The sequence below is a fragment of the Yoonia sp. R2331 genome, from assembly GCF_041103235.1.
In the GTDB taxonomy this organism is placed as follows: Bacteria; Pseudomonadota; Alphaproteobacteria; order Rhodobacterales; family Rhodobacteraceae; genus CANMYO01.
This window is the reverse complement of sequence record NZ_JBGCUN010000001.1, coordinates 2,426,265-2,445,923: the sequence shown is the minus strand read 5'-3', so window position 1 is coordinate 2,445,923 and position 19,659 is coordinate 2,426,265. Positions and strand designations below refer to the sequence as shown.

Annotated in this window: 20 protein-coding genes and 1 tRNA gene; 12 read left to right on the top strand and 9 right to left on the bottom strand. The window is 56.2% G+C overall.

Annotation, left to right across the window (positions count from 1 at the left end; all coding sequences use genetic code 11):
- Nucleotides 1–268 precede the first annotated feature (268 nt).
- Nucleotides 269–964 carry a GntR family transcriptional regulator gene (locus tag AB3Y40_RS12630; RefSeq protein ID WP_369439142.1) on the top strand — a complete coding sequence of 232 codons (696 nt, stop codon included), beginning with the start codon at nucleotides 269–271 and terminating at the stop codon, nucleotides 962–964.
- Between the two features lie 4 nt (nucleotides 965–968).
- Here AB3Y40_RS12630 and AB3Y40_RS12625 read toward each other — a convergent pair whose 3' ends face one another.
- The gene (locus AB3Y40_RS12625; protein WP_369439141.1) at nucleotides 969–1,262 is read right to left on the bottom strand and encodes a GYD domain-containing protein; all 294 of its coding nucleotides are present in this window, start codon (nucleotides 1,260–1,262) and stop codon (nucleotides 969–971) included.
- 99 nt (nucleotides 1,263–1,361) lie between these two features.
- Entirely contained in the window at nucleotides 1,362–1,778 is a 417-nt protein-coding gene (locus AB3Y40_RS12620) for a type 1 periplasmic-binding domain-containing protein (RefSeq protein WP_369439140.1), read from the bottom strand.
- A gap of 112 nt (nucleotides 1,779–1,890) precedes the next feature.
- Here AB3Y40_RS12620 and AB3Y40_RS12615 point away from each other — a divergent pair, with 112 nt between their 5' ends.
- From AB3Y40_RS12615 to AB3Y40_RS12585, 7 genes are all read left to right on the top strand, one after another.
- A complete protein-coding gene (locus AB3Y40_RS12615) occupies nucleotides 1,891–2,430 on the top strand; it encodes a cupin domain-containing protein (RefSeq protein WP_369439139.1) in 540 nt (179 codons plus the stop codon).
- Between the two features lie 13 nt (nucleotides 2,431–2,443).
- Nucleotides 2,444–3,511 (top strand): Ldh family oxidoreductase, encoded by a 1,068-nt coding sequence (locus AB3Y40_RS12610; protein ID WP_369439138.1) that lies wholly within the window; start codon nucleotides 2,444–2,446, stop codon nucleotides 3,509–3,511.
- Nucleotides 3,512–3,579: 68 nt separating this feature from the next.
- On the top strand, nucleotides 3,580–4,350 hold the full coding sequence (locus AB3Y40_RS12605; protein ID WP_369439137.1) for an HpcH/HpaI aldolase family protein: 771 nt from the start codon (nucleotides 3,580–3,582) through the stop codon (nucleotides 4,348–4,350).
- Entirely contained in the window at nucleotides 4,347–5,081 is a 735-nt protein-coding gene (locus AB3Y40_RS12600; protein ID WP_369439136.1) for an alpha/beta fold hydrolase, read from the top strand. Before AB3Y40_RS12605 ends, AB3Y40_RS12600 begins: the two co-directional genes overlap by 4 nt.
- Before the next feature lie 117 nt (nucleotides 5,082–5,198).
- Entirely contained in the window at nucleotides 5,199–5,996 is a 798-nt protein-coding gene (locus AB3Y40_RS12595; RefSeq protein WP_369439135.1) for an ATP-binding cassette domain-containing protein, read from the top strand.
- Complete coding sequence (locus AB3Y40_RS12590; RefSeq protein ID WP_369439134.1) at nucleotides 5,993–7,123, top strand: ABC transporter permease; 1,131 nt, start codon at nucleotides 5,993–5,995, stop codon at nucleotides 7,121–7,123. Before AB3Y40_RS12595 ends, AB3Y40_RS12590 begins: the two co-directional genes overlap by 4 nt.
- Nucleotides 7,124–7,185: 62 nt before the next feature.
- Entirely contained in the window at nucleotides 7,186–8,325 is a 1,140-nt protein-coding gene (locus AB3Y40_RS12585; RefSeq protein ID WP_369439133.1) for a substrate-binding domain-containing protein, read from the top strand.
- Between the two features lie 189 nt (nucleotides 8,326–8,514).
- Here AB3Y40_RS12585 and AB3Y40_RS12580 read toward each other — a convergent pair whose 3' ends face one another.
- The 5 genes from AB3Y40_RS12580 to AB3Y40_RS12560 are packed head-to-tail and all read right to left on the bottom strand — an operon-like array spanning nucleotide 8,515 to nucleotide 13,512.
- Nucleotides 8,515–9,432, bottom strand: coding sequence for an aminotransferase class IV (locus AB3Y40_RS12580; RefSeq protein ID WP_369439647.1), 918 nt, complete (start codon nucleotides 9,430–9,432; stop codon nucleotides 8,515–8,517).
- A gap of 12 nt (nucleotides 9,433–9,444) precedes the next feature.
- On the bottom strand, nucleotides 9,445–10,188 hold the full coding sequence (locus AB3Y40_RS12575; protein WP_369439132.1) for an amino acid ABC transporter ATP-binding protein: 744 nt from the start codon (nucleotides 10,186–10,188) through the stop codon (nucleotides 9,445–9,447).
- Between the two features lie 9 nt (nucleotides 10,189–10,197).
- Nucleotides 10,198–11,268, bottom strand: a complete 1,071-nt coding sequence (locus AB3Y40_RS12570) for an amino acid ABC transporter permease (RefSeq protein WP_369439131.1) — start codon at nucleotides 11,266–11,268, stop codon at nucleotides 10,198–10,200.
- Between the two features lie 3 nt (nucleotides 11,269–11,271).
- Nucleotides 11,272–12,441, bottom strand: a complete 1,170-nt coding sequence (locus tag AB3Y40_RS12565) for an amino acid ABC transporter permease (protein WP_369439130.1) — start codon at nucleotides 12,439–12,441, stop codon at nucleotides 11,272–11,274.
- Nucleotides 12,442–12,498: 57 nt separating this feature from the next.
- Nucleotides 12,499–13,512: a transporter substrate-binding domain-containing protein gene (locus AB3Y40_RS12560; protein WP_369439129.1), complete on the bottom strand. Its 1,014-nt coding sequence runs from the start codon at nucleotides 13,510–13,512 to the stop codon at nucleotides 12,499–12,501.
- Between the two features lie 177 nt (nucleotides 13,513–13,689).
- Here AB3Y40_RS12560 and AB3Y40_RS12555 point away from each other — a divergent pair, with 177 nt between their 5' ends.
- On the top strand, nucleotides 13,690–14,409 hold the full coding sequence (locus AB3Y40_RS12555; protein ID WP_369439128.1) for a GntR family transcriptional regulator: 720 nt from the start codon (nucleotides 13,690–13,692) through the stop codon (nucleotides 14,407–14,409).
- A gap of 392 nt (nucleotides 14,410–14,801) precedes the next feature.
- On the opposite strand, the gene AB3Y40_RS12550 is transcribed toward AB3Y40_RS12555, so the two are convergent.
- Nucleotides 14,802–14,875: transfer RNA gene (locus AB3Y40_RS12550), tRNA-Cys, on the bottom strand.
- 152 nt (nucleotides 14,876–15,027) lie between these two features.
- On the opposite strand from AB3Y40_RS12550, the gene AB3Y40_RS12545 reads away from it, so the two are divergent.
- The 3 genes from AB3Y40_RS12545 (at nucleotide 15,028) to AB3Y40_RS12535 (ending at nucleotide 18,167) form a co-directional block, all read left to right on the top strand.
- Nucleotides 15,028–15,681: a protein-L-isoaspartate O-methyltransferase family protein gene (locus AB3Y40_RS12545; RefSeq protein ID WP_369439127.1), complete on the top strand. Its 654-nt coding sequence runs from the start codon at nucleotides 15,028–15,030 to the stop codon at nucleotides 15,679–15,681.
- 54 nt (nucleotides 15,682–15,735) lie between these two features.
- Complete coding sequence (locus AB3Y40_RS12540) at nucleotides 15,736–17,094, top strand: TolC family outer membrane protein (RefSeq protein WP_369439126.1); 1,359 nt, start codon at nucleotides 15,736–15,738, stop codon at nucleotides 17,092–17,094.
- 92 nt (nucleotides 17,095–17,186) lie between these two features.
- Nucleotides 17,187–18,167 (top strand): hypothetical protein, encoded by a 981-nt coding sequence (locus AB3Y40_RS12535; RefSeq protein ID WP_369439125.1) that lies wholly within the window; start codon nucleotides 17,187–17,189, stop codon nucleotides 18,165–18,167.
- Here the strand turns inward: AB3Y40_RS12535 and AB3Y40_RS12530 are convergent.
- Nucleotides 18,164–19,621 carry a cobyric acid synthase gene (locus tag AB3Y40_RS12530; RefSeq protein ID WP_369439124.1) on the bottom strand — a complete coding sequence of 486 codons (1,458 nt, stop codon included), beginning with the start codon at nucleotides 19,619–19,621 and terminating at the stop codon, nucleotides 18,164–18,166. The genes AB3Y40_RS12535 and AB3Y40_RS12530 overlap by 4 nt on opposite strands.
- Between the last annotated feature and the right edge of the window lie 38 nt (nucleotides 19,622–19,659).

Sequence of the window (19,659 nt, the reverse complement as noted above, 5' to 3'; positions counted from 1 at the left end):
ACGACCTTTGGGCGTGGGCCGTGCGACTATTCCAAGCCCTTTGCGACAAGCCGCTAGGTCTGCGAAAGCGGTCTCAGCCGTCTCCACCATTGGCTGAGCGACGTGATAGGCGGCGTACGACTATGATGGTCCAAGCCCCCTGAGCAATCCGCATTTGCCACATTGACGGAACGATCGTGTCGACAATTGTCGTGACAAATACAATAGTGCTGCAGGAATGGAGGTGCCAACACAAGTGTTGGTCACAAGCAGAAAACTGGGCAGGAAAATGACCACCACTTCGCAGACGGTCCTCTCGCAGCTTTATGAGGACATTGTCGTTGGAACCTTCTCTTTTGGCGCCAAGCTGGGAGAAGAACAGTTGGTGGAGCGCTATGGGACAAAACGGCATGTGTTGCGGCAAGCCTTTAGTCATCTTGAAGAACTGAGCTTTATTGAGCGCATTCCCAATCGGGGCGTGTTTGTGCGCGAACCGCATCCAAAGGAAGTCGCGGACCTCTTTGAAATTCGGCAATTGCTGGAAACCCATGCGATCAAGCTGATGGTCTTGCCAGCACCAGTCGCGATCATTGAAAATATGCGAGAAATACAATCACGCCATAGTGCGGCGACCCGCGCGGCCCAATATCGTGAGGTTCTTCACCTCAATACAGAGTTTCACCGGGCTCAGTATGCGCATTGCGGGAATGCGGCGCTTGCCGCAGCAATTGAGGATTACGCAATGCGAACACATCCGATTACGGCGATGAAGTTCGGCAATCCGGACCTCATGGAGAATGTGATCACGCAGCACGAAGGCATCATCGATGCAATGTCAGGGTCGGATCAAGGTGCCTTGGTGGACCAAATCCGCGCCCATTTCGATTTGGCGCGGATTGATCGGTATCGGGAGCAATTTGACCTGCGCCACGGCGCCGATAGCAATGGTGCGAAAATTCGTCCGCGGCACCGCTTCGTGCTCTAGTGGATTAGGGAAGGCGGCCTACGATGTCGCCCCAATCTTCGGGCGTGTAGGCGCGGGTCATCTTGGCTGTTACATTGCCGGTTCGACGCACGGCCATACAAAACGCAGCGACAGCTTCTTCGCTTTCGGCGGTCACTTTCATAATGAAGTCAAAGTGGGCTGTGCAAAAGAAAAACTCTTCAACTGTGACCCCCATAGACTTTGCAAAGGCGACAACGCCTTTGGCGCGTTCTGGGGCTTCATCGATGGTCATCATTGCTTCGCGTGTGACTTCTTCGGTGATGTAATATGTCAGCATCGTTTGGTGTTCCTCTTGAGTTGGTATGTCGGTGTAAGTGCGTTCGGGAAAGGCTTTGGTCGGGCGACGCTGTGATAGGCATACGTCTCATTGGGTTGTTCATGACGCCCTTTGGGATGTTTGAGCCAGGATGGCCCGAGGGTCGGGGAATTTTCTCATGATTCCAAGGGCTTCTTTGCTGTTCATGTCAGAGCATTCATCGCAGCGGCAAAGATCAAAAACACCCAATCCTTTTCCGTCCGGCTTTTCGGCTGCAAGGCGTATCATATCGTAGGCCCAAGCTTTTTGGGTGGTGCCTTGAATGGAATGTTTGATTGGTTGGATGCCGAGCCTGACATCGCCACCGGGACAGGTCGGTTCCTTCGCAATTGTCGCCGGACATAAAGCGATGAGATCGGTTGCTGCAGCGGCGATATGAAAGGAACTAGCCCCGGCTACACGCGCGGTCATGGCATTGCGCGGCCGACTTGCGAACAAGCTGCCAGCATCCATTCGCTGTGAGATTCCGTTGAGCATTTTCCCTCCCTGGGTGAGCCCTTGAGGGGTCTTTCAGAAAGGAGCTTTACAATTGTCGAGAAAATTGTCAACAATAATGACGCAAAGAGCTTTTGGCCAGAAAGGTGACGTCATGCCGCTGCAGTTTAAACGGGTTGTAACGGCCAATTCAGAAGACGGGCGGTCCTATATTCTGCATGATGGGCCACCCAGCCAAATTGCCGAACAGCCCGGTCGGGCGCTCACGTTCTATGAGCTTTGGGAAACGGACGGACCCTTGGCGTCGAATGCCGGAACAGAAGACGCCGGCGCGCGCCCAATTACGCACCATCCGCCAGAAGGGGGGACGCGGTTTCGGATCGTTGAGCTTCTTCCAGATGATGTGCAGCGCGCCGAAGCGGTTGATGACGATTTCGCCGCAATCTCGGCCCCAGATATTCAAGTTGAAGGGGCGCAAGACCCGACAATGCACCGCAATGAAACGGTTGACTACAACATCATCCTGTCCGGGGAGGTCATTGCCGTAACAGACGATGCCGAGACCTTGTTGAAGGCTGGCGACGTGCTCATCCAGCGGGGGACAGCCCACACGTGGCACAACCGCTCGAACGCGCCCTGTGTCTTTGCGTCCGTCATGGTGAGCGCGAAGTCGCTGCCGATGTTTTCCAAGTAGAAGGACGCAAGAGATGTCAGAGAATATCAAAATCCCAGCCGCTGAGCTTACAGATTTTCTGACTGGATTCCTTTCCCACTTGGGGCTGTCGTCGTCGGACGCGGAAACCTGTTCCCAAGATTTGGTACAGACCAACCTTTGGGGTGTCGACAGCCATGGTTTGCTGCGACTACCGATTTATGCGCAACGGATCTCCGACGGGTCAGTCAACACTCATCCTGACGTCAAGTGCCTTGGCGGGCGCGGCAGCTTCGAGGTTTGGGATGGGGATGCGGGTCTTGGATATGTGGTAGGGCATCGTGCGACGGATCGCGCAATTGAGCTGGCCCAAAACAATGGGATCGGCGCTGTCGCTGTGCGTAACTCAAACCATTTTGGCGCTGCGGGTTTGTATATCAAGCAAGCCACGGAAGCGGGCATGATCGCGCTGGCGATGACAAATGTCATTCCGAACCTCGTTGTTCCGGGTGGGGCCAAACCGATAACCGGAAACAACCCGCTGGCTTTTGGCGCGCCCACCGGTGGAGAATTCCCTATGATCCTTGACATTTCGATGTCCGCGGTCGCCGGTGGGAAACTCCTTCTGGCCCAAGAAAAGGGCGAAAAAATTCCGTTTGGCTGGGCGACTGACCGTGATGGCGAGCCGACGGATGATCCATTTGTGGGGTTTGAAGGGTTCTTGTTGCCGCTGGGTGGTCACAAGGGGTTCGGCCTGTCGTTGATGGTCGATATTCTGTGCGGAGTATTAACAGGTGGCGCCTATCAATTTGGCATCAAGAGTATGTACGCCAATCCCGACGAGCCAAGTGAAACATGCCACATGTTCATCGTCATTGATCCTGACGCCTTTCTGGGTCGGGACCAATTAGAGGCGCGCATGGCCGACATGCACAAAACCATCAAAGCCTCACCGATGTCTGCAAAGGGCGGGCGTATGTTGCTTCCGGGAGAGCTCGAACACGAAACGATGATTGCGCGTCTGAAGGACGGCTTGCCTGTTCCAGCGTCCCTGAGGGCTGAGATCAGCGCCCTTGCTCAAAAGCATGGGTATGACGTTTCATCAGCGCTTACCGCGGCCTGATGTCGGATTTCCTTGGGTCGTCAATCGGCACCTAAAACGCATCAGAATGGAAGTTGGGATATTGGTCCATGCGCAAAAATAAGCTGAAAGACATGATTGCGGCGCAAGACCCAATCGTATGTGGATGGCTTTCGATTCCATCCGCCTATCTTGCCGAAGGGGCTGGGCACCAAGGTTATGATTGTGTCGCAGTTGACCTTCAGCATGGGATGCTTGGGTTCGAGTTCGCGGTGCATATGCTGCAAGCCATTTCGTCGACACCGGCGGTGCCGATTGTTCGATCTCCGTCCAATGAACCGGAGGGCATCATGCACCTTTTGGACGCGGGTGCCTATGGTGTCGTTTGTCCCATGGTGTCCAACAAAGAGGATGCTGCGGCGCTCGTATCGGCCTGCCGCTATGCGCCTGTCGGCACCCGGTCCTTTGGTCCGGCACGCGGCAAGCTTTATGGCGGCGCAGATTATTTCCAACATGCCAACGAAGAAATCCTTGTTATTCCAATGATTGAAACGGCCGAGGGGCTATCAAACATTGATGACATCCTCTCCGTTACGGGGGTTGATATGATATATATTGGCCCAAATGACCTTGCCCTCGCGCTTGGAGAGGCACCGGGCGCAGAGAATGGCCCCAGCAAAACGAGCGAGGCCATTTCCCATATTCTGCATCGCGCGACGGTTGCGGGCGTGCCTGTTGGCATCTTTTGCAGCAGCCCGCAGATGGCCCGCCAGCGGATCGCAGAGGGGTTTGCAATGGTGACCCCTGGCAATGATTTCGCTTTGGCGACGCAGGGTATGTCGGATGCAGTTCGTCACAGCCGTGCGGCGGATGCTGGATGACATTACCGGGTCACGACGCGCCGACATGGCTGTTCGTGCCGGGGACGTTGTGTGACGCGCGGGTATTCGATCCCGTCATTATGGCGTTGGACACCACGGTGTCGGGGGGAGTGCGGGTTGTACCGCGATTGGACTGCGCGTCATTGGCTGCGCTGGCAGATGAAGCTGTGGTGGGCATGGCCCCCAATTTCCAAGTCGTCGGGTTCTCGCTTGGCTGCCAGGTCGTGATGGAGATCATGCGCCGGTATCCTGAGCGGTGCATCGGTTTGGTTTTGATCAGTACGACAGCGCATGCAGATGCGCCGGAAATGGCGCCCGTGCGACGGGAGATGGTCAGCCGGTTCGCGCAACTAGGGCCGCATGAATTTGTAGAGACACACCTTTGGCCCCTCTACGTTGCGGCCCCGAAGACCGCGCGTCCTGAGATCAAGAAATTGGTCATGGATATGGCCTGCAAGACACCCTGCTCAACGTTCGCTGATCAGATAGAGCTTGCCATTGGAAGGCCATCGTCCTTGGCCGATGTGGCGCGCTTCGATGCACCTTTGTTGATGATAAATGGCGCGCAAGATGCGCTTACGTCCACGCAAATGGGGGCAGAGATCGTGGCGGCAGCGCCTGACGGAACGCAGGCGATTATCCCGAATGCAGGGCATTTTGTTCTCCTCGAAGAGGCGCAGCGCACGTCAGACGCCATTCGGGAATGGTGCGCAGGGCATGTTATGCGTTGAAAAGACTGGGAAAATGATACGGTTTAAAGTCGTCGCTAAAATTGTTGACAATTTAATCAACAATTAGACATACTCAAAATCAATTCGCGCAGAGCGAAAGAAAGGCTGGAGAACCTCATGACGACATCTTCGACAGATAATCCATCGTCCCAAGGGGACGCGCTCGTCCAGATGCGGGGGATCACCAAACGCTTCGGTGGTGCGGTGGCGTTGAACAATGTGGACCTGGATGCCCGCGCGGGCGAGGTGCTGGCGATCGTGGGGGATAACGGCGCGGGTAAGTCGACGTTGATCAAGATCCTCACCGGAGTTTTGCGCCCATCAGCCGGTCGGATTAATATTGATGGCAAAGAGGTATCTCTGAACGGGCGTGACGATGCGATCCAGTTGGGGATTGATGCAGTGTATCAAACTCTGGCGATTGCAGGCGACCTGACACCAGCGGCCAATATCTTTTTTGGCAATGAGCTGACGAAGTCTGTTCTGGGCATTCCTTTTCTTGATAACGCGCGGATGAAATCTGAGGCCAGTCGTGTGCTGTTTGAGCGGTTCGGCACCAAACTCCCAGACATGGACGCCCCGACCGAGAGCTTGTCGGGGGGGCAGAAACAGGCTGTGGCGATCGCACGCGCTATCTACCACGGTGATTTGCGTGTGCTCGTCATGGACGAACCGACAGCGGCACTTGGTCCGCAAGAGACCGCCCGAACCCTGAAACTGATCTGCAACCTGCGTGATCAAGGTCTCGCAATCTTGCTGATTTCCCATTCGCTTGACGACGTTTTCGAGGTCGCGGACCGCATTCAGGTCATGCGCCGTGGACGGAAGGTCGGAACCTTAAATGTGTCGGAAACGACCAACGAAGAAGTGCTCGGAATGATTGTCGGGGCACAGGAAAAGAAGGAAGTGGCATGATGGACTCGACCGCAGACGTTCAGGTGCCAGGGCAACAATCGTTTATGGAGCGTATTGGCCCATACGTGTCCATCCTTGGCCCTATCTTGATGATCGCAATGCTGATGACGTTCATGTTGATCGTCGAGCCAGCGCGCTTCTTCCGTCTTTCGAACTTTGAGATCGTTTTGATGGAAGCCGCCATGTTCATGCCAATGGCAGTTGGGATGACATTTGTCATCGCGCAGCGCGGTATTGATCTGTCCATTGGCTCAATCGCGGCCTTGAGCGCGTTGATCATGGCCTTCATGATCAAACAATACGGGTTTTCGCCCTACGTCGGCATTTTGATTGCCATCACGATTGGCGCGACGCTTGGTGCGATCAATGGCATAGTTGTCACCAAATTGAATGTTCCCGACTTGATCGGGACCATGGCGATGGACCTTATCTACCGCGGGATTGCACTTGTGCTCGCCAAGGGCCTCGTGTTGGCAAAGTTCCCCGAGATCATCAAAATCATCGGGCGTGGTCGTATCGAGGGTTTCTTGCCCGTCCCAGTTCTGATCGGGATCGTCACCATAGTTGCCGGATACTTCGTTCTGACGCGCACCTTTTTTGGCCGATACGCTCTTGGGATCGGTTCCGACCCTGAAGCTGCAGAGATGGCGGGCATCGCCGTCGATCGGCAACGTGTTTATGCCTATTCCCTGATGGGGGCTTTGGCTGGATTGGGCGGCGTGATGCTGGCGGGCAAGCTGAACTCCATTCAGGCCACGTCGGCCAGTTTCCTGAACCTACATGTAATTGCCGCGGTTGTGGTTGGGGGGACCTCCCTGTTCGGCGGGCGTGCCTCCATGCTGGGTGCGTTCTGCGGTGTGATTTTGCTCGCCATGATTACCAATGCCACCATCATCTTGCGCATTGAGTTCTTCTGGCAATCCGTCGCTGCTGGCATCGTGATTGTCGTCTCTGTAGCCGCCTATTCGTGGCTTCAGTCGAAAGACAAAGACGTCGCGGGCAACATCTGGGCGAAAATCGGATCACGCCAGAACCTATCCATTCTCAAATTCCTGGGTGGGCTGATCGCTGCACTTGCCGCGTTGTTCCTTCTGGGCGCAGCCCTGCCAGGGGGCGTGACGACCTAACGAAACCGTCCAAGAAAAACGACCACCAAGAAACGAACCAACGACTTTTTAGGGAGGAAAAAATGAAAACTTTTCACGCAATGACGGTGACATCGGTGCTGTGTTTGGGACTATCCGCGCCGCTCATGGCTCAAGACTTGCCACTTTTCACGCTACCAGACGATGATGAGCGTGAGGTCTGGCGACCAGAGCAGGTGACGCGACCAGAGGCGCTGGCGGCCTTGCAGGAGGCCATTGCGGCACCGCCGGTCAAACTGGCAACAGAGATGACGGATCCAGTTCAGATTGCACTGATCTACCCGTCAGCCGACACCTCTGATTTCTTTAACCGCAATTACATCGCGTTTACGACGCGGCTCGACGAGCTTGGCATCCTTTATGAAACGACAGAGTTCGCCACGCGGATGAACGAAGGGGAACTCCAGAACCAGTTCGTGGCACAGGTCGTGAATGACGAAGACATCTGGGATTTCGTCATGTACGCGCCGTCAGAGTTGATGGCGCAAGGTGACAATATCCAGCGTCTCGTTGATACCGAAGGGTTCACAACCATGATCTGGGGCAACCACACGCCGTTGAAAGATCTTACAACCCAGCCGGTCACGTGGTTCAATTTCGATTCCCCGTCAGGCGCCAAAGCCATTTGCGACTTCATGGTCGCAGATCTTGGCTCCGATCTTTCTTACGCTTTGATCCGGGGTATTCCGGGGTCGATTGACAACCTACGCTCGGAAACTTTTGCCGAATGCGTTGAAGAGACTGGAAACTGGGAACGCGTCGCAGAGCAATACGCTGATTTCAACCGCGAGAAAGGCTACACTGCGATGGAGCAGATCATGACAGCCTTCCCCGAAGTTGAGGTGGTCCACACGGCGAACACTGCTATGGGGATCGGCGCGGTCGAGGCTCAAATCGCATCAGGCAAGACCGAGGAATTCTATACGACGGCCTGGGGCGGAACATCGCTAGAGCTTGACGCAATCCGCGATGGGACGCTGGATGCGACACCGATGCGTATGTCTGATGACATTGGTGCAGCTGCCGCTGAATCCGTCAAAGCTGTTTTGGAAGGGCGGACAGATGAGTTGCCTCTGGTTTTCCTTGGCCGCATGGTGATTGCGCACAAGGGGATGTCTGGTGACGAAATCGACGCCCTGGAAGCAGAAGCTTTCCGCTACTCAGGCCTTGCTCCCGTCAAGTAACCCTTGATTGCGATGAAATTTGGTTGGGCGATCACACGAAATGTGTGGTCGCCCAACTCTTTGCCATTCTTTAGGTTTCGCCTGCGGTCCAATTCTTGATTCAGATCGTTATCTTCAATTGATTGAGCAAGGACCATTCCACTACCCGTGTTAATGCACAGGGCCAGCGCCATTGTGCGGTTCTCTTCTTCAGGAGCGCCCCGTATTTTCACGGACGAGCGCCTTGTAAAGGTCACGAATACGTTGCGTCATGTTGCGCTCGCCCGTGCCAATCGTTTTGCCGTCAATCTCGGCCACGGGTGTCTGCGCCCCGAAGGTGCCAGTCAGAAAGGCTTCATCAGCGCCATAGGCTTCGTAAAGAGAATAGTTCTTTTCAAAAACCGGAATGCCATTGGCACGGCACAGATCAATCACCTTTTGCCGTGTCACACCGTTCATGCAGTAATCGCCTGTCGAGGTCCAAACCTCGCCCCGGCGCACGATGAAAAAGTTACAGGCATTGGTGGTGTTCACAAAACCATGTGGATCCAACATCAGCGCCTCGTCGGCACCGGCCTGTTCGGCCTGAAGGCATCCAATCACACAGTTGAGTTTGGAGTGGGAGTTGTATTTCGCATCCTGGCTCATTGGCAGGCCCCGCACCTGCGGCACGGTGGCCAGGCGGATACCTTTGGCCTGCAAACTGCTTGCGGGCTTGGAATGTTCTACGATGGCCACGATAGTTGAGCCAAACCGCGATAGGTTTGGGTGCTGGAACGGCTTGGCCTTGCGGCCGCGGGTGATCATCAGCCGGCAATGGGCGTCGCTTTTCATCCCGTTGGCTTCGGCTGTGTCATTCAGGATTTTCAGAATGTCATCGGGGCCCATGCCGATGTCGATCGACACGGACTTCAACGAATTGAACAGCCGATCCATATGTTCATCAAAGAACGCCCATTTGCCGTTATACAAACGCAGGCCTTCCCACATTCCATCGCCCAGCATGAAGCCGCTGTCGTAAACGGACACCACCGCTTCGGCCTTGGGCACGAGCTCTCCGTTTACATGGATCAGGATGTTTTCGTTCCGCGCGTCCTGTTCAGCGTCATGGGTGGAATGACTGTCCATTTTACTCATCGATTAGTGTCCTAGAATTTGGCTTAGGAAGGCTTTTGTACGCTCTTGTTTTGGTGCGTCAAAGAATGTGTTTGGTTCAGCCTCTTCGACGATCTCGCCATCGGCCATAAAGATCACCCGGTCAGCGACCTGCCGGGCAAAGCCCATTTCGTGTGTGACGCAGACCATCGTCATGCCATCTCCGGCAAGACTTGTCATCACGTCCAGCACCTCCGAGATCATCTCGGGGTCCAGCGCCGAGGTGGGTTCATCAAACAGCATGATTTCGGGCTTCATGCAAAGCGCGCGGGCGATGGCCACACGCTGTTGCTGCCCGCCGGACAGCTGGCCGGGATATTTGTCAGCCTGTTCGGGGATTTTCACTTTGGTGAGGTATTCCATCGCCACGGCCTCTGCCTCGGCGCGCGGCTGTTTGCGCACCAATGTCGGGGCGAGGATGCAATTTTCAAGGATCGTCATATGCGGGAACAGGTTGAAGTGTTGAAACACCATGCCTGTCTCGCGTCGGACTTCGTCGATATTATCAAGGTTGTCATCAAGTTCCGTGCCGAGCACGTTGATAGAACCCGCTTGATAATCTTCGAGCTTGTTGATGCAGCGGATCAAGGTGGATTTGCCGGACCCTGACGGGCCGCAGACAACGATTTTCTCACCTTTGGCGACGTTCAGATTGATCCCTTTGAGGGCGTGAAACGTCCCATAGTATTTGTCCATGTCCTGAATGCGGACTGCGTTCTGTCCAGTCATGATATGCTCCTAGCGCTCTGCCACGGCCATGCGGCGTTCCAGATAGGCCCCATAGCGCGACAGGGCAAAAACGAAGATGAAGTAAAGAAAGCCCACAAAGCAGTAGACTTCGACATGGGCAAAGTTCCAGTCGGCATTCCCGTAAGCGGCATTGCCCGACGCGAGAATCTCAAAGAATCCGATGATGACGACCAGCGAAGTTTCTTTAAATGTAATCACCAACTGGTTGATTGTCGGCGGCAAAGCGTTTCGAAAAGCCTGCGGCAAGACGATATAGCCAATGCGATGCCAATACCCCATGCCAAGCGCCTTGGCGGCCTCTTCCTGACCAGCGGGCAGTGCCTGCATCCCACCACGGATTATCTCGGCCTGGTAGCACGCAAAGAAGAGCGAGTAGCCGACGATGACCCGGTAAAGCTTGTCCCCGATCAACCAGCCAGGCAGCACAAAGGGCAGCACGATGGCAAAGGTGAACATGATCGACAAAAGCGGCAGAGAGCGGATCGTATCAATAATCAATCCCATGGTGCGGGCGATCCAAGGCAACTCTGAACGGCGCAGGAGGGCAAAGACGATTGCCAACGGCATGCCCAAAAGCGTCGTGCTTGCAAAAATAAAGATCGTCAGCGACAGCCCACCCCAGTTCTGCTCGAACACGGGTGTTAGTCCGAACACACCGCCACGCATCAGGAAGTAGAAGATTGCGAAGCCAACGATCCAGAGTGTCGCGATGCGTCGCCCGCTCCAGAACCACGGAAAACAGGACAGCGCACCGGTGATCACAATGGCAATGCAGGCAATGGCAGACCGCCACTGTTCTTCAAAGGGATAAAGCCCGAACAAGACCAACCGCCAGCGTGCATCGATTACCGCCCAGCAGGCGCCTCCTGCGCCGTGGCCGCAGTTTTCTTTGTTGGTCTGGCTGAATGTTGCGTGCAGAATCCCCCAGTTTATCAGGTTCCACAGCGCCCACGCGACGAGCGCCGCGAAGGTCAGCGTCACAACTGTGTTTACCGGGGAAGAGAAATAGTCAGCACGCAGCCGGCTGCCTAGCGTCGGCTTGGCATATGTCTTGGCCATCGCTTAGGTCCTTAGTTGATTGCCTTTGAGCTTGATCGCGTCGTTCACGCGATTAAGCACCCAGGCCATGGAATAATTGATGATTAGGAAGCCGCCCATCAGGATGGCGATGAGTTCGAGGGTCTGACCTGATTGGTTGATTGAGGTCGAGATGACCATGAAGAAGTCCACAAAACCGACCGCAATCCCAATGGTGGTGGATTTGAAGAGCCAGACATATTGGTTGATGAGTGTTGGCATTACCGCGCGGACCGCCAGCGGCAGGCGGATGTAGGCGAATGTCTGAAAGGTGCTCAGGCCAAGGGCATGGCCCGCTTCGCTCTGTCCTTTGCCAACCGCGTTGAAACCGGCACGGACGATTTCTCCGATGTAAGCGCCCCCGTAGACCGAAATCCCGATGATACAGGCCATCAATTCAGGTGAAACGCGAATGCCTTCGCGAAAATTCAGCCCTTTCAGATATGGTTGGCTGACAAGGGGAGTTTCGGGGATACGGCCAATCCACAAGAACACAACGGCCAACACTAACCAAGTAAGCCAGATCGCGCGTGAAATCTTCGTTTTACGTCCAACATCCATTCGAGCAAAACGGCGGGCCGACTTCAGCCATAGCCATAGCCCAAAGGCAAAGGTCAAAGCCACAAACATCAGAAAAACAGAGAAACCGGTCACGTTCAGGCCCGGCATATAGATTCCGCGTCCGGTAAGAAACACAGGACCAGAGGCGTCAGCCAGATCCTTTGGTCGCGGCAGGTTCGTCAGGATCGCGTACCAGAAGAAAGCTTGCAGCAGAAGCGGCAGGTTGCGGAAGATTTCGACGTAGACCGTGCCAATCAGTTCGGCCATTTTGTTGCCCGACACCCGCATAATGCCGATGGCGATGCCTATTGCTGTCGCGAGCGCCAGCGATATGACCCCAAGGAAAAGGGAGTTCAGAATGCCCACCCAAATCACCTTCAAATAGGTGTCAGATGTGCTGAATTCGATCAGGGAAAAGCTGACACCCCAGCCGGTGGCCCGTTCCAGAAAGTCGAAGCCCGCAGTCATTCCTTGCGCTTGCAGATTGCTGCGCGCAGTGAACGCAAAGACCACGATCAGCAGCAATAAGACAAAAACAAAGCTGAACTGCGCCGCCTTGTCTCGGACGGTTTTGTTCTTCAAAGTAGCGAGCATGGGAAAGCCCTATCTGGGAAAGATCCGGGGCCGGTTCGGCCCCGGAATTGGGTCGTATCAATCGACGGTCAGCGGATAGAAGACGCCACCGTTGGTGTAGAGTTCATTCATGCCGCGGGGCAGGGCGTAGGGTGCGGCAATGTTGCGCTCAAAGATTTCACCGTAGTTGCCGACCTCTTTGATCAGGTTGTACGCCCAATCGTCGGACAGGCCGAGGCGTTCGCCATAACCAGGGGTCACACCAAGGAATTTCTCAATCTGAGCCGAACCCGGGTTCGCCTTGATCTCGTCCACGTTGGCTTGGGTGATGCCGTTGATTTCTGCGAACCACAGCGAGGACAGCATCCAATTTTGCACGTCCAGCCACTTTGGGTCACCCTCGGGCACGATGATCGCTTCTGGTTCTAGTCCCAGAACATCGGGCAGGATCACATGCGCTTCGGGGTTTTCGGCCGTAGCGCGGGTCGCGGCCAGCGGCGGAGCGAACAGGATCAAACCATCACAACGCTGGTTGAAATAGGCGGTCTTCACCTCGTCGCCGCTTTCGAAAACGACGACCTCGGCATCTATGCCGTTGCCTTCCAGATAGGACGCCAGAACACGTTCTGTCGATGTGCCCGCGGACACGCAGATCGAGCCGCCATCCAGATCAGCAACGCTTTCAGCGCCCAGATCGGCATGGGCCATCACGTGGAAGGCCCCTACAAAATAGGGCAGCGAGTAGGACAAATTCAGTTCAGTATCGCGGCTTTGGGTCCAGCCCGACAGCTTGATCACAACATCAATGTCGCCGGATTGTAAGGACGGCCAGCGCTGGGCCCAAGAAATTGGCACAATCTCCAAATTGCCTTCGGATTGACCAAATAGTGACGCGGCAAGACCTTTGCAAAGGTCAATGTCCATGCCCTTCCAGTTGCCTTCATCGTCAACTTCAGCAAAGCCCAGAAAGCTGCCGTTGTGCCCACTGCAGAGCAGTTTTCCACGCTCAAGTGCTGCGTCGAGGCGACTTTCCGCCTGGGCTGCTCCAGCAGCAAGACCCAATGCGATGGCAGCATAAGATAGGTATTTCATGTTTCTCTCCATGTCGGTTTCGTTCATTTTTCTTTTTGCCGACATTATGTCGACAAGTTTCTCGTTGAGACTAGTCGACAAAAAGTCGACAGGTCAAACCAATTGTGCAAAATGGGAAAGCATGCTGGGATATTTCCCAGATCTATGCCTGTTTTTTCGACAAACGCAGAGAGCTTGATGAGCCAAAATACAACCGTAACCTCCCGAAAAGAGGGGCCAAAACGCGGCGACGGCGCGCGACGCGTCTATCGAGAGCTACGTGACGAGATCTTGGAGCTGAAACTCGCACCGGGGTCAGCCTTGGATGAAACCAGCATTGCAAAGCGATTCGAAATGTCACGTTCTCCTGTGCGCGAGGCCATCGTCCGGCTCTCGGCAGAGGGGCTTGTGCACATGCTTTCTAACCGCTCCACGATCGTTGCCCCGCTCGACATAGCAACGCTCCCGCGATTCATTGAAGCCATCGATTATTTGCAACGCGCGACCACGCGGCTTGCGGCGGTGCATCGCAAAGACGAAGATATTGCGCCCCTGCGCAACGCGGCAGAGGCCTACGATCTACTTTGTAAACAGGGGGAGCCGCTGGCGATGTCGGAAGCCAACAAAACCTTCCACATGTTGATCGCACATGCCGGTGGGAACATTTATCTCGCGCGGGCCTATGAACGCCTGCTGGACGAGGGCCGGCGCATTCTGCATTTCCATTATGCTTCGGTTCGGCAAGACGGCACTGAATTCCACCTCAGCCCTGCGCATCATCACATGGTTGACGCGATCGAGGCACAGGATGAAGAGACGGCGGACAAACTGGCCCATGAACATACCCAAGTGCTGCACGCTCGCATGCAGGAATTTATGAGGGTTCGCTACCTAGATCAGCCCGCGCCTGAGGCATAAGATCAGCCTGAGGCGAGCGAGCAGTTTCCTTCCGGACGATATCCAGACCAGCGAATGATCGGATTGGTGACCCACGCCGCTGCATTTCAACACTGGCGTTGCAATTGCAAACTGACGCCGCTGTGGCGAAGCGGAAAAATCCATTGTCGGAAAAGTCCGACCTCCATACCTTCATTGGAGTTCGATAAGCGGCAGCAATGTGGGGATAGTCCCGACGAAAACTGTTTCTTGATTTTTTGATGGCCCGCAATGTTCGGGTCGCCACCTTATTGTCGCGCACATCCGCTCTGGTTAGGAGTTGGTACAGCGAGGAAGGCTCAGTACAAGATTTCAAGTGTCCGTATCCAAATTTCGCGCATTTCGGCGAAATCCCGGCCAAGGCTTGAAAAGAATGGAGGCGAGTACCGGAATCGAACCGGTGTACACGGATTTGCAATCCGCTGCGTCACCACTCCGCCAACTCGCCGTCCTGGTGTGAGCGTCGGATATACCAAGGCTTTCTGACGCGCAAGCGCGAGAAGCGGCTGCAAACGGCAACTTGGCCGGATTCCAACATTGCTGCCTGCAATCCTTTGTGGCATCACACTTTCAACAGATGTGAACGAAAGAGTTTAGATCGTGGCAGACTACACAACCCGACGGACAATGATGGTCGACACGCAGGTGCGACCCTCTGATGTAACAAAATTTCCGATCATCGATGCGATGCTCGATATCCCGCGCGAGGCCTATGTGCCCGACGCAATGCGCGAGGCGGCTTATGTCGGTGAAAACCTGACTTTGCCCGGCGGCCGCACCATGTTGGATCCGCGCACCTTGGCAAAGATGTTGGACGCACTGAATATTCAGCCCGATCATGTGGTGATGGATCTGGGCTGTGGGTTGGGATATTCGACAGCACTTGTGGCGCGTCTGGCCGAATTCGTTGTGGGGGTCGAAGATGATGAGCCCCGTGCTGACGAAGCTCAGGCGATTTTGTCAGCACATGATGTTGACAATGCGGCCGTCATTTCTGGCCCTCTTGAGGAAGGTGCCGCGAAATCAGGCCCCTATGACACGATCCTGATCAATGGTGGTGTCGAAGAAGTGCCGGAAACGATCACCGATCAACTCCGCGAAGGCGGGCACATCGGTGCAATCTTTGCCGAAGGCGCATTGGGCGTTGTCCGTATTGGCCACAAAGCCGACGGCCGCGTGAACTGGCGGTTTTCGTTCAATGCCGGCGCACCTGTTCTGGATGGTTTCAAAAAGAAGGCGGCTTTTGCCCTTTGATCCGGGAATAGACACCCCACGTAGAGGGTAGGGCGAGACAAGTTGAGGGCTGGAATGACATTACGCACGACGCTGACTTCAATGGCTGCCCTGATCGGGCTTGCAATCGCGACACCTGCAAAGGCGGAAACGCTGAATGACGCGCTTGTGCATGCTTACGAGCATTCGGGCCTGTTGCAGCAGAACCGCGCCTTGTTGCGCGCGGCAGACGAAGATGTAGCCATTGCCGTCTCTGCCACCATGCCGGTGATCAACTGGTCGATCTCGGCGACCCAGCAGGAACCGCGCGCGCCGGGCAGCGACTTGATTGCGCTGAACGCGGCGATCTCCGGTTCGCTGACGCTTTATGATGGCGGTGCCAACCAGCTTGCGATTGAAGCCCAAAAAGAGCTGGTGCTTGGTACCCGGCAGTCGTTGCGCAACGTCGAACAGCAGGTGCTGCTACGCGCAATCGAAGCCTACATGAACGTGCGCCGCGATTCAGAGTTTCTGGCGTTGCGGCAAAACAATGTGCGGGTGATCACCCAGGAATTGCGCGCGGCACAGGACCGGTTTGACGTCGGCGAGGTGACCCGCACGGATGTGTCGCTGGCGGAAGCGCGGCTTGCCTCTGCCAAAAGCCTTCTGGCCTCGTCGCAAGGCAACCTGGCCCGTTCGATCGAGGAATTTCGCGTGGCCGTAGGCCGCGCGCCGAACAACCTTCGCCCGGTTGGCCCCGCTCCGGTATCGCGGTCATTGGCAGATGCAAAGGCTTTTGCGATCCGCAACCACCCCAATGTCTTGCGCGCCCGTCACGCTGTGACTGCGGCAGAGCTGAATATCCGCCGGGCCGAAACAGCATTTGGCCCTAATCTTTCGGCCACAGCGCGCGCTGGCGTGAACCAGGATCTCGACTATGGGCGGGAATTCGGGCTCAATCTGTCTGGTCCAATTTATCAAGGTGGACGTCTATCGGCGCAGGTGCGTCAGTTCATGGCCCGGCGTGATGCCGAACGGGCCAACCTGCACATCACCAACCACAACACCGAACAAGGGGTGGGCAATGCCTATTCCTTCCTCGAAGTGGCGCGCGCGTCGCGTCAAGCCTCGGACCAGCAGACGCGTGCGGCGACGGTTGCATTTCGCGGTGTCCGGGAAGAGGCGACATTGGGCGCCCGCACCACGCTAGATGTGCTGAATGCGGAACAGGAATTGCTGGACGCACAAGCCAACGCCATCTCTGCGCAAGCGGATGAGGTCATCGCGTCATACTCTGTCCTGTCGTCGATGGGTTTGCTGACAGCCCAGCATCTGCGCCTGCCGGTGCAGCAGTACGACCCGGCAGCTTACTACAATCTGGTGAAGGACGCGCCGACGGTCACGTCAGAGCAGGGTCAGGCGCTGGACCGTGTGTTGCGGGCCATTGGCAAGTGAATCAAATCTGAAAAGTTCAAATGCGCGCGCATCTGTTGTTTGGATCGTGTTCTCGGGTTAGGTTTGCCGCGAGGCCAAAGCAGGAACCCAGAATGTCCGACCCGGTAACAAATGTAGAAATTGAGGACGTGCTGTCGTCTATCCGTCGGCTTGTGTCCGAAGGTGAAAAGCCCCGACGCGAAGCGGCTGCCGCAGTAGACGCGCGGAGCGAAACCCCTGAAAAATTGGTACTGACACCTGCGTTTCGCGTTGATGAGCCGGAAAAGCCTGAGGCTGCTGCAGAACTGGAAAGCCCCGCGGCCGATGACTTTCTTGTCCTGACCGAATCGACTGAGGTCGAAGAAGAGGATGTCGCCGACGATCCGTCGCCCACCGACCGCGCCGACCTTGAAGCGACGATTGCAGAGCTTGAGGCCGCCGTGACCGAGCAACCCGATGAGTGGGAGCCCGATGGCAGCGAGACCGATGACTACAAACCCAATTGGGACCGCACGCTGTTCGAGGCCGTGGAAGAGGCTGCTGCAGAGGCTGCAACACAAGAAGTGGGTGCAGGATTGGCCGCTGCAATGGATCGCCCGACCCATGATGTGAGCACTGCTGGCTGGTTCTCGCGCCGTGCTGCTGCTGCCAAACCGGACATTCAGGAACAAGATGCCATAGCCCACGACGAAACACCTGAAGAGGCCGAAGAGGACACTGCGGATCACTGGGCTGAGGCTGCACCGACCGCGTCAAACTTGGTGAATGAGGCCGAAACTCCGGTCGAGGTCGTCGCGGACGAGGCGATCGCCGTGTCCGAACCCGACGTTGCTGAAACGGAAGAGATGGGGCGCGTTGCGTTCCAGCATCTTGATCGCGCGTTAGTGACCCCAAGTGACGATCTGATCGGCAGCACACACGCTGACCCCGACACACAGGCCGACCAGCCTGAGGACGAAGCTCTACGCCAAATGGTGCTCGAAATCGTGCGCCAAGAGCTGAACGGCAAGTTGGGCGAACGGATCACCCGCAATGTGCGCAAGCTGGTGCGGCGGGAAATCATGCGCGTGCTGAACGCGCAGGACTTCGACTAAGTACGAACCTTTGCCGCATGGGCCAATAGGCCTGCAACGTCCAAATGTGCCTCAAGATGATCGGCAAGCGCATCCAGTGTCGCCTCGACGCCTGCATTGTAGTCCATATCGCTGACGGTCTGACCGAACCGCGCAAGATAGGTGGCCCGGAACGCATCAGCGACAAACAACCCGTGCAAATAGCAACCCATGATCCGCCCATTGGCGCTTGCCGCTCCCGATAGGCGGCCATCAAGGTCAAGCCAGGCGCGGGCCGTGTCAGGGCCATCGGTTTCACCTATGTGGATCTCGTACCCTGCGACTGTATCACCCGTCGCACGAAAGGTCGCGTTTGACAGTGCAAGCCGCTTTTGCGGCTTCATCACCGTATCCACATCTAGATGACCAAGCCCTGCGACCTCGCCGGGGGGGCCTTCTATCCCATCTGCGTCAATGATCCGACGACCTAGCATTTGATAGCCACCACAAATGCCCAGCACATGCCCGCCGCGCCGAATGTGCGCCGTCAGGTCCACATCCCAACCCTGGGTGCGGAAGTGGGCAAGGTCAGCGATGGTCGACTTTGACCCAGGGATCAGCACCAGATCAGCGTCGCCGGGCAGGGGGCTTCCCGCGCGAACGATCTCGACACTGACCTCTGGAGCGGCCACCAGCGGGTCCAGATCGTCAAAATTCGCGATGCGGTTCAGGTGTGGCACGGCGACTTTTATCGGCCCACCTTCGCTGCCAGTGATATCCATGACATCCTCTGCCGGTAACTTCCAGGCATCCGCAAACCACGGCACAATGCCTAGTCCCTGCCAGCCCGTACGGTCGGAGATCACGTGCATACCGTCGTCGAACAACGATGGGTCACCGCGGAACTTGTTGATTGCAAAGGCTTTGATCAGCGCGTTGTCGTCAGCCGCCAGCACCGCATGGGTGCCGACCAACTGCGCAATGACACCACCCCGGTCAATGTCGCCGACCAGAACCACAGGCACACCTGCGGCAGCAGCAAAGCCCATGTTGGCAATGTCACCGGCCCGCAAGTTCACCTCTGCCGGGCTGCCGGCGCCTTCGATGATCACCAGATCAACCTTCCTGCTAAGTCGGTTGAAACTTTCCAGGACACGCGGCAGCAGCGAGGGCTTCAGCGCGCTGTACTCTTGCGCCTTGATCGTCGTCAGACGCTGCCCTTGCACGACCACCTGCGCCCCGATCTCGCTTTCGGGCTTCAGCAGCACGGGGTTCATATCCACCACTGGGGGCATCCTACAAGCCAATGCTTGCAGGGCTTGCGCGCGCCCGATCTCTCCTCCATCTACGGTGACGGCAGCGTTGTTGGACATGTTCTGTGGCTTGAACGGCGCAACGCGAAGACCACGCCGCACGGCTGCCCGAGCGAGCCCGGCCACCAACATCGATTTCCCGACATTGGATCCCGCACCTTGGATCATGATCGCCTTGGTCATCTCCACCTCCTGCGCTAGGTCATAAGTGGCAGTGCGCG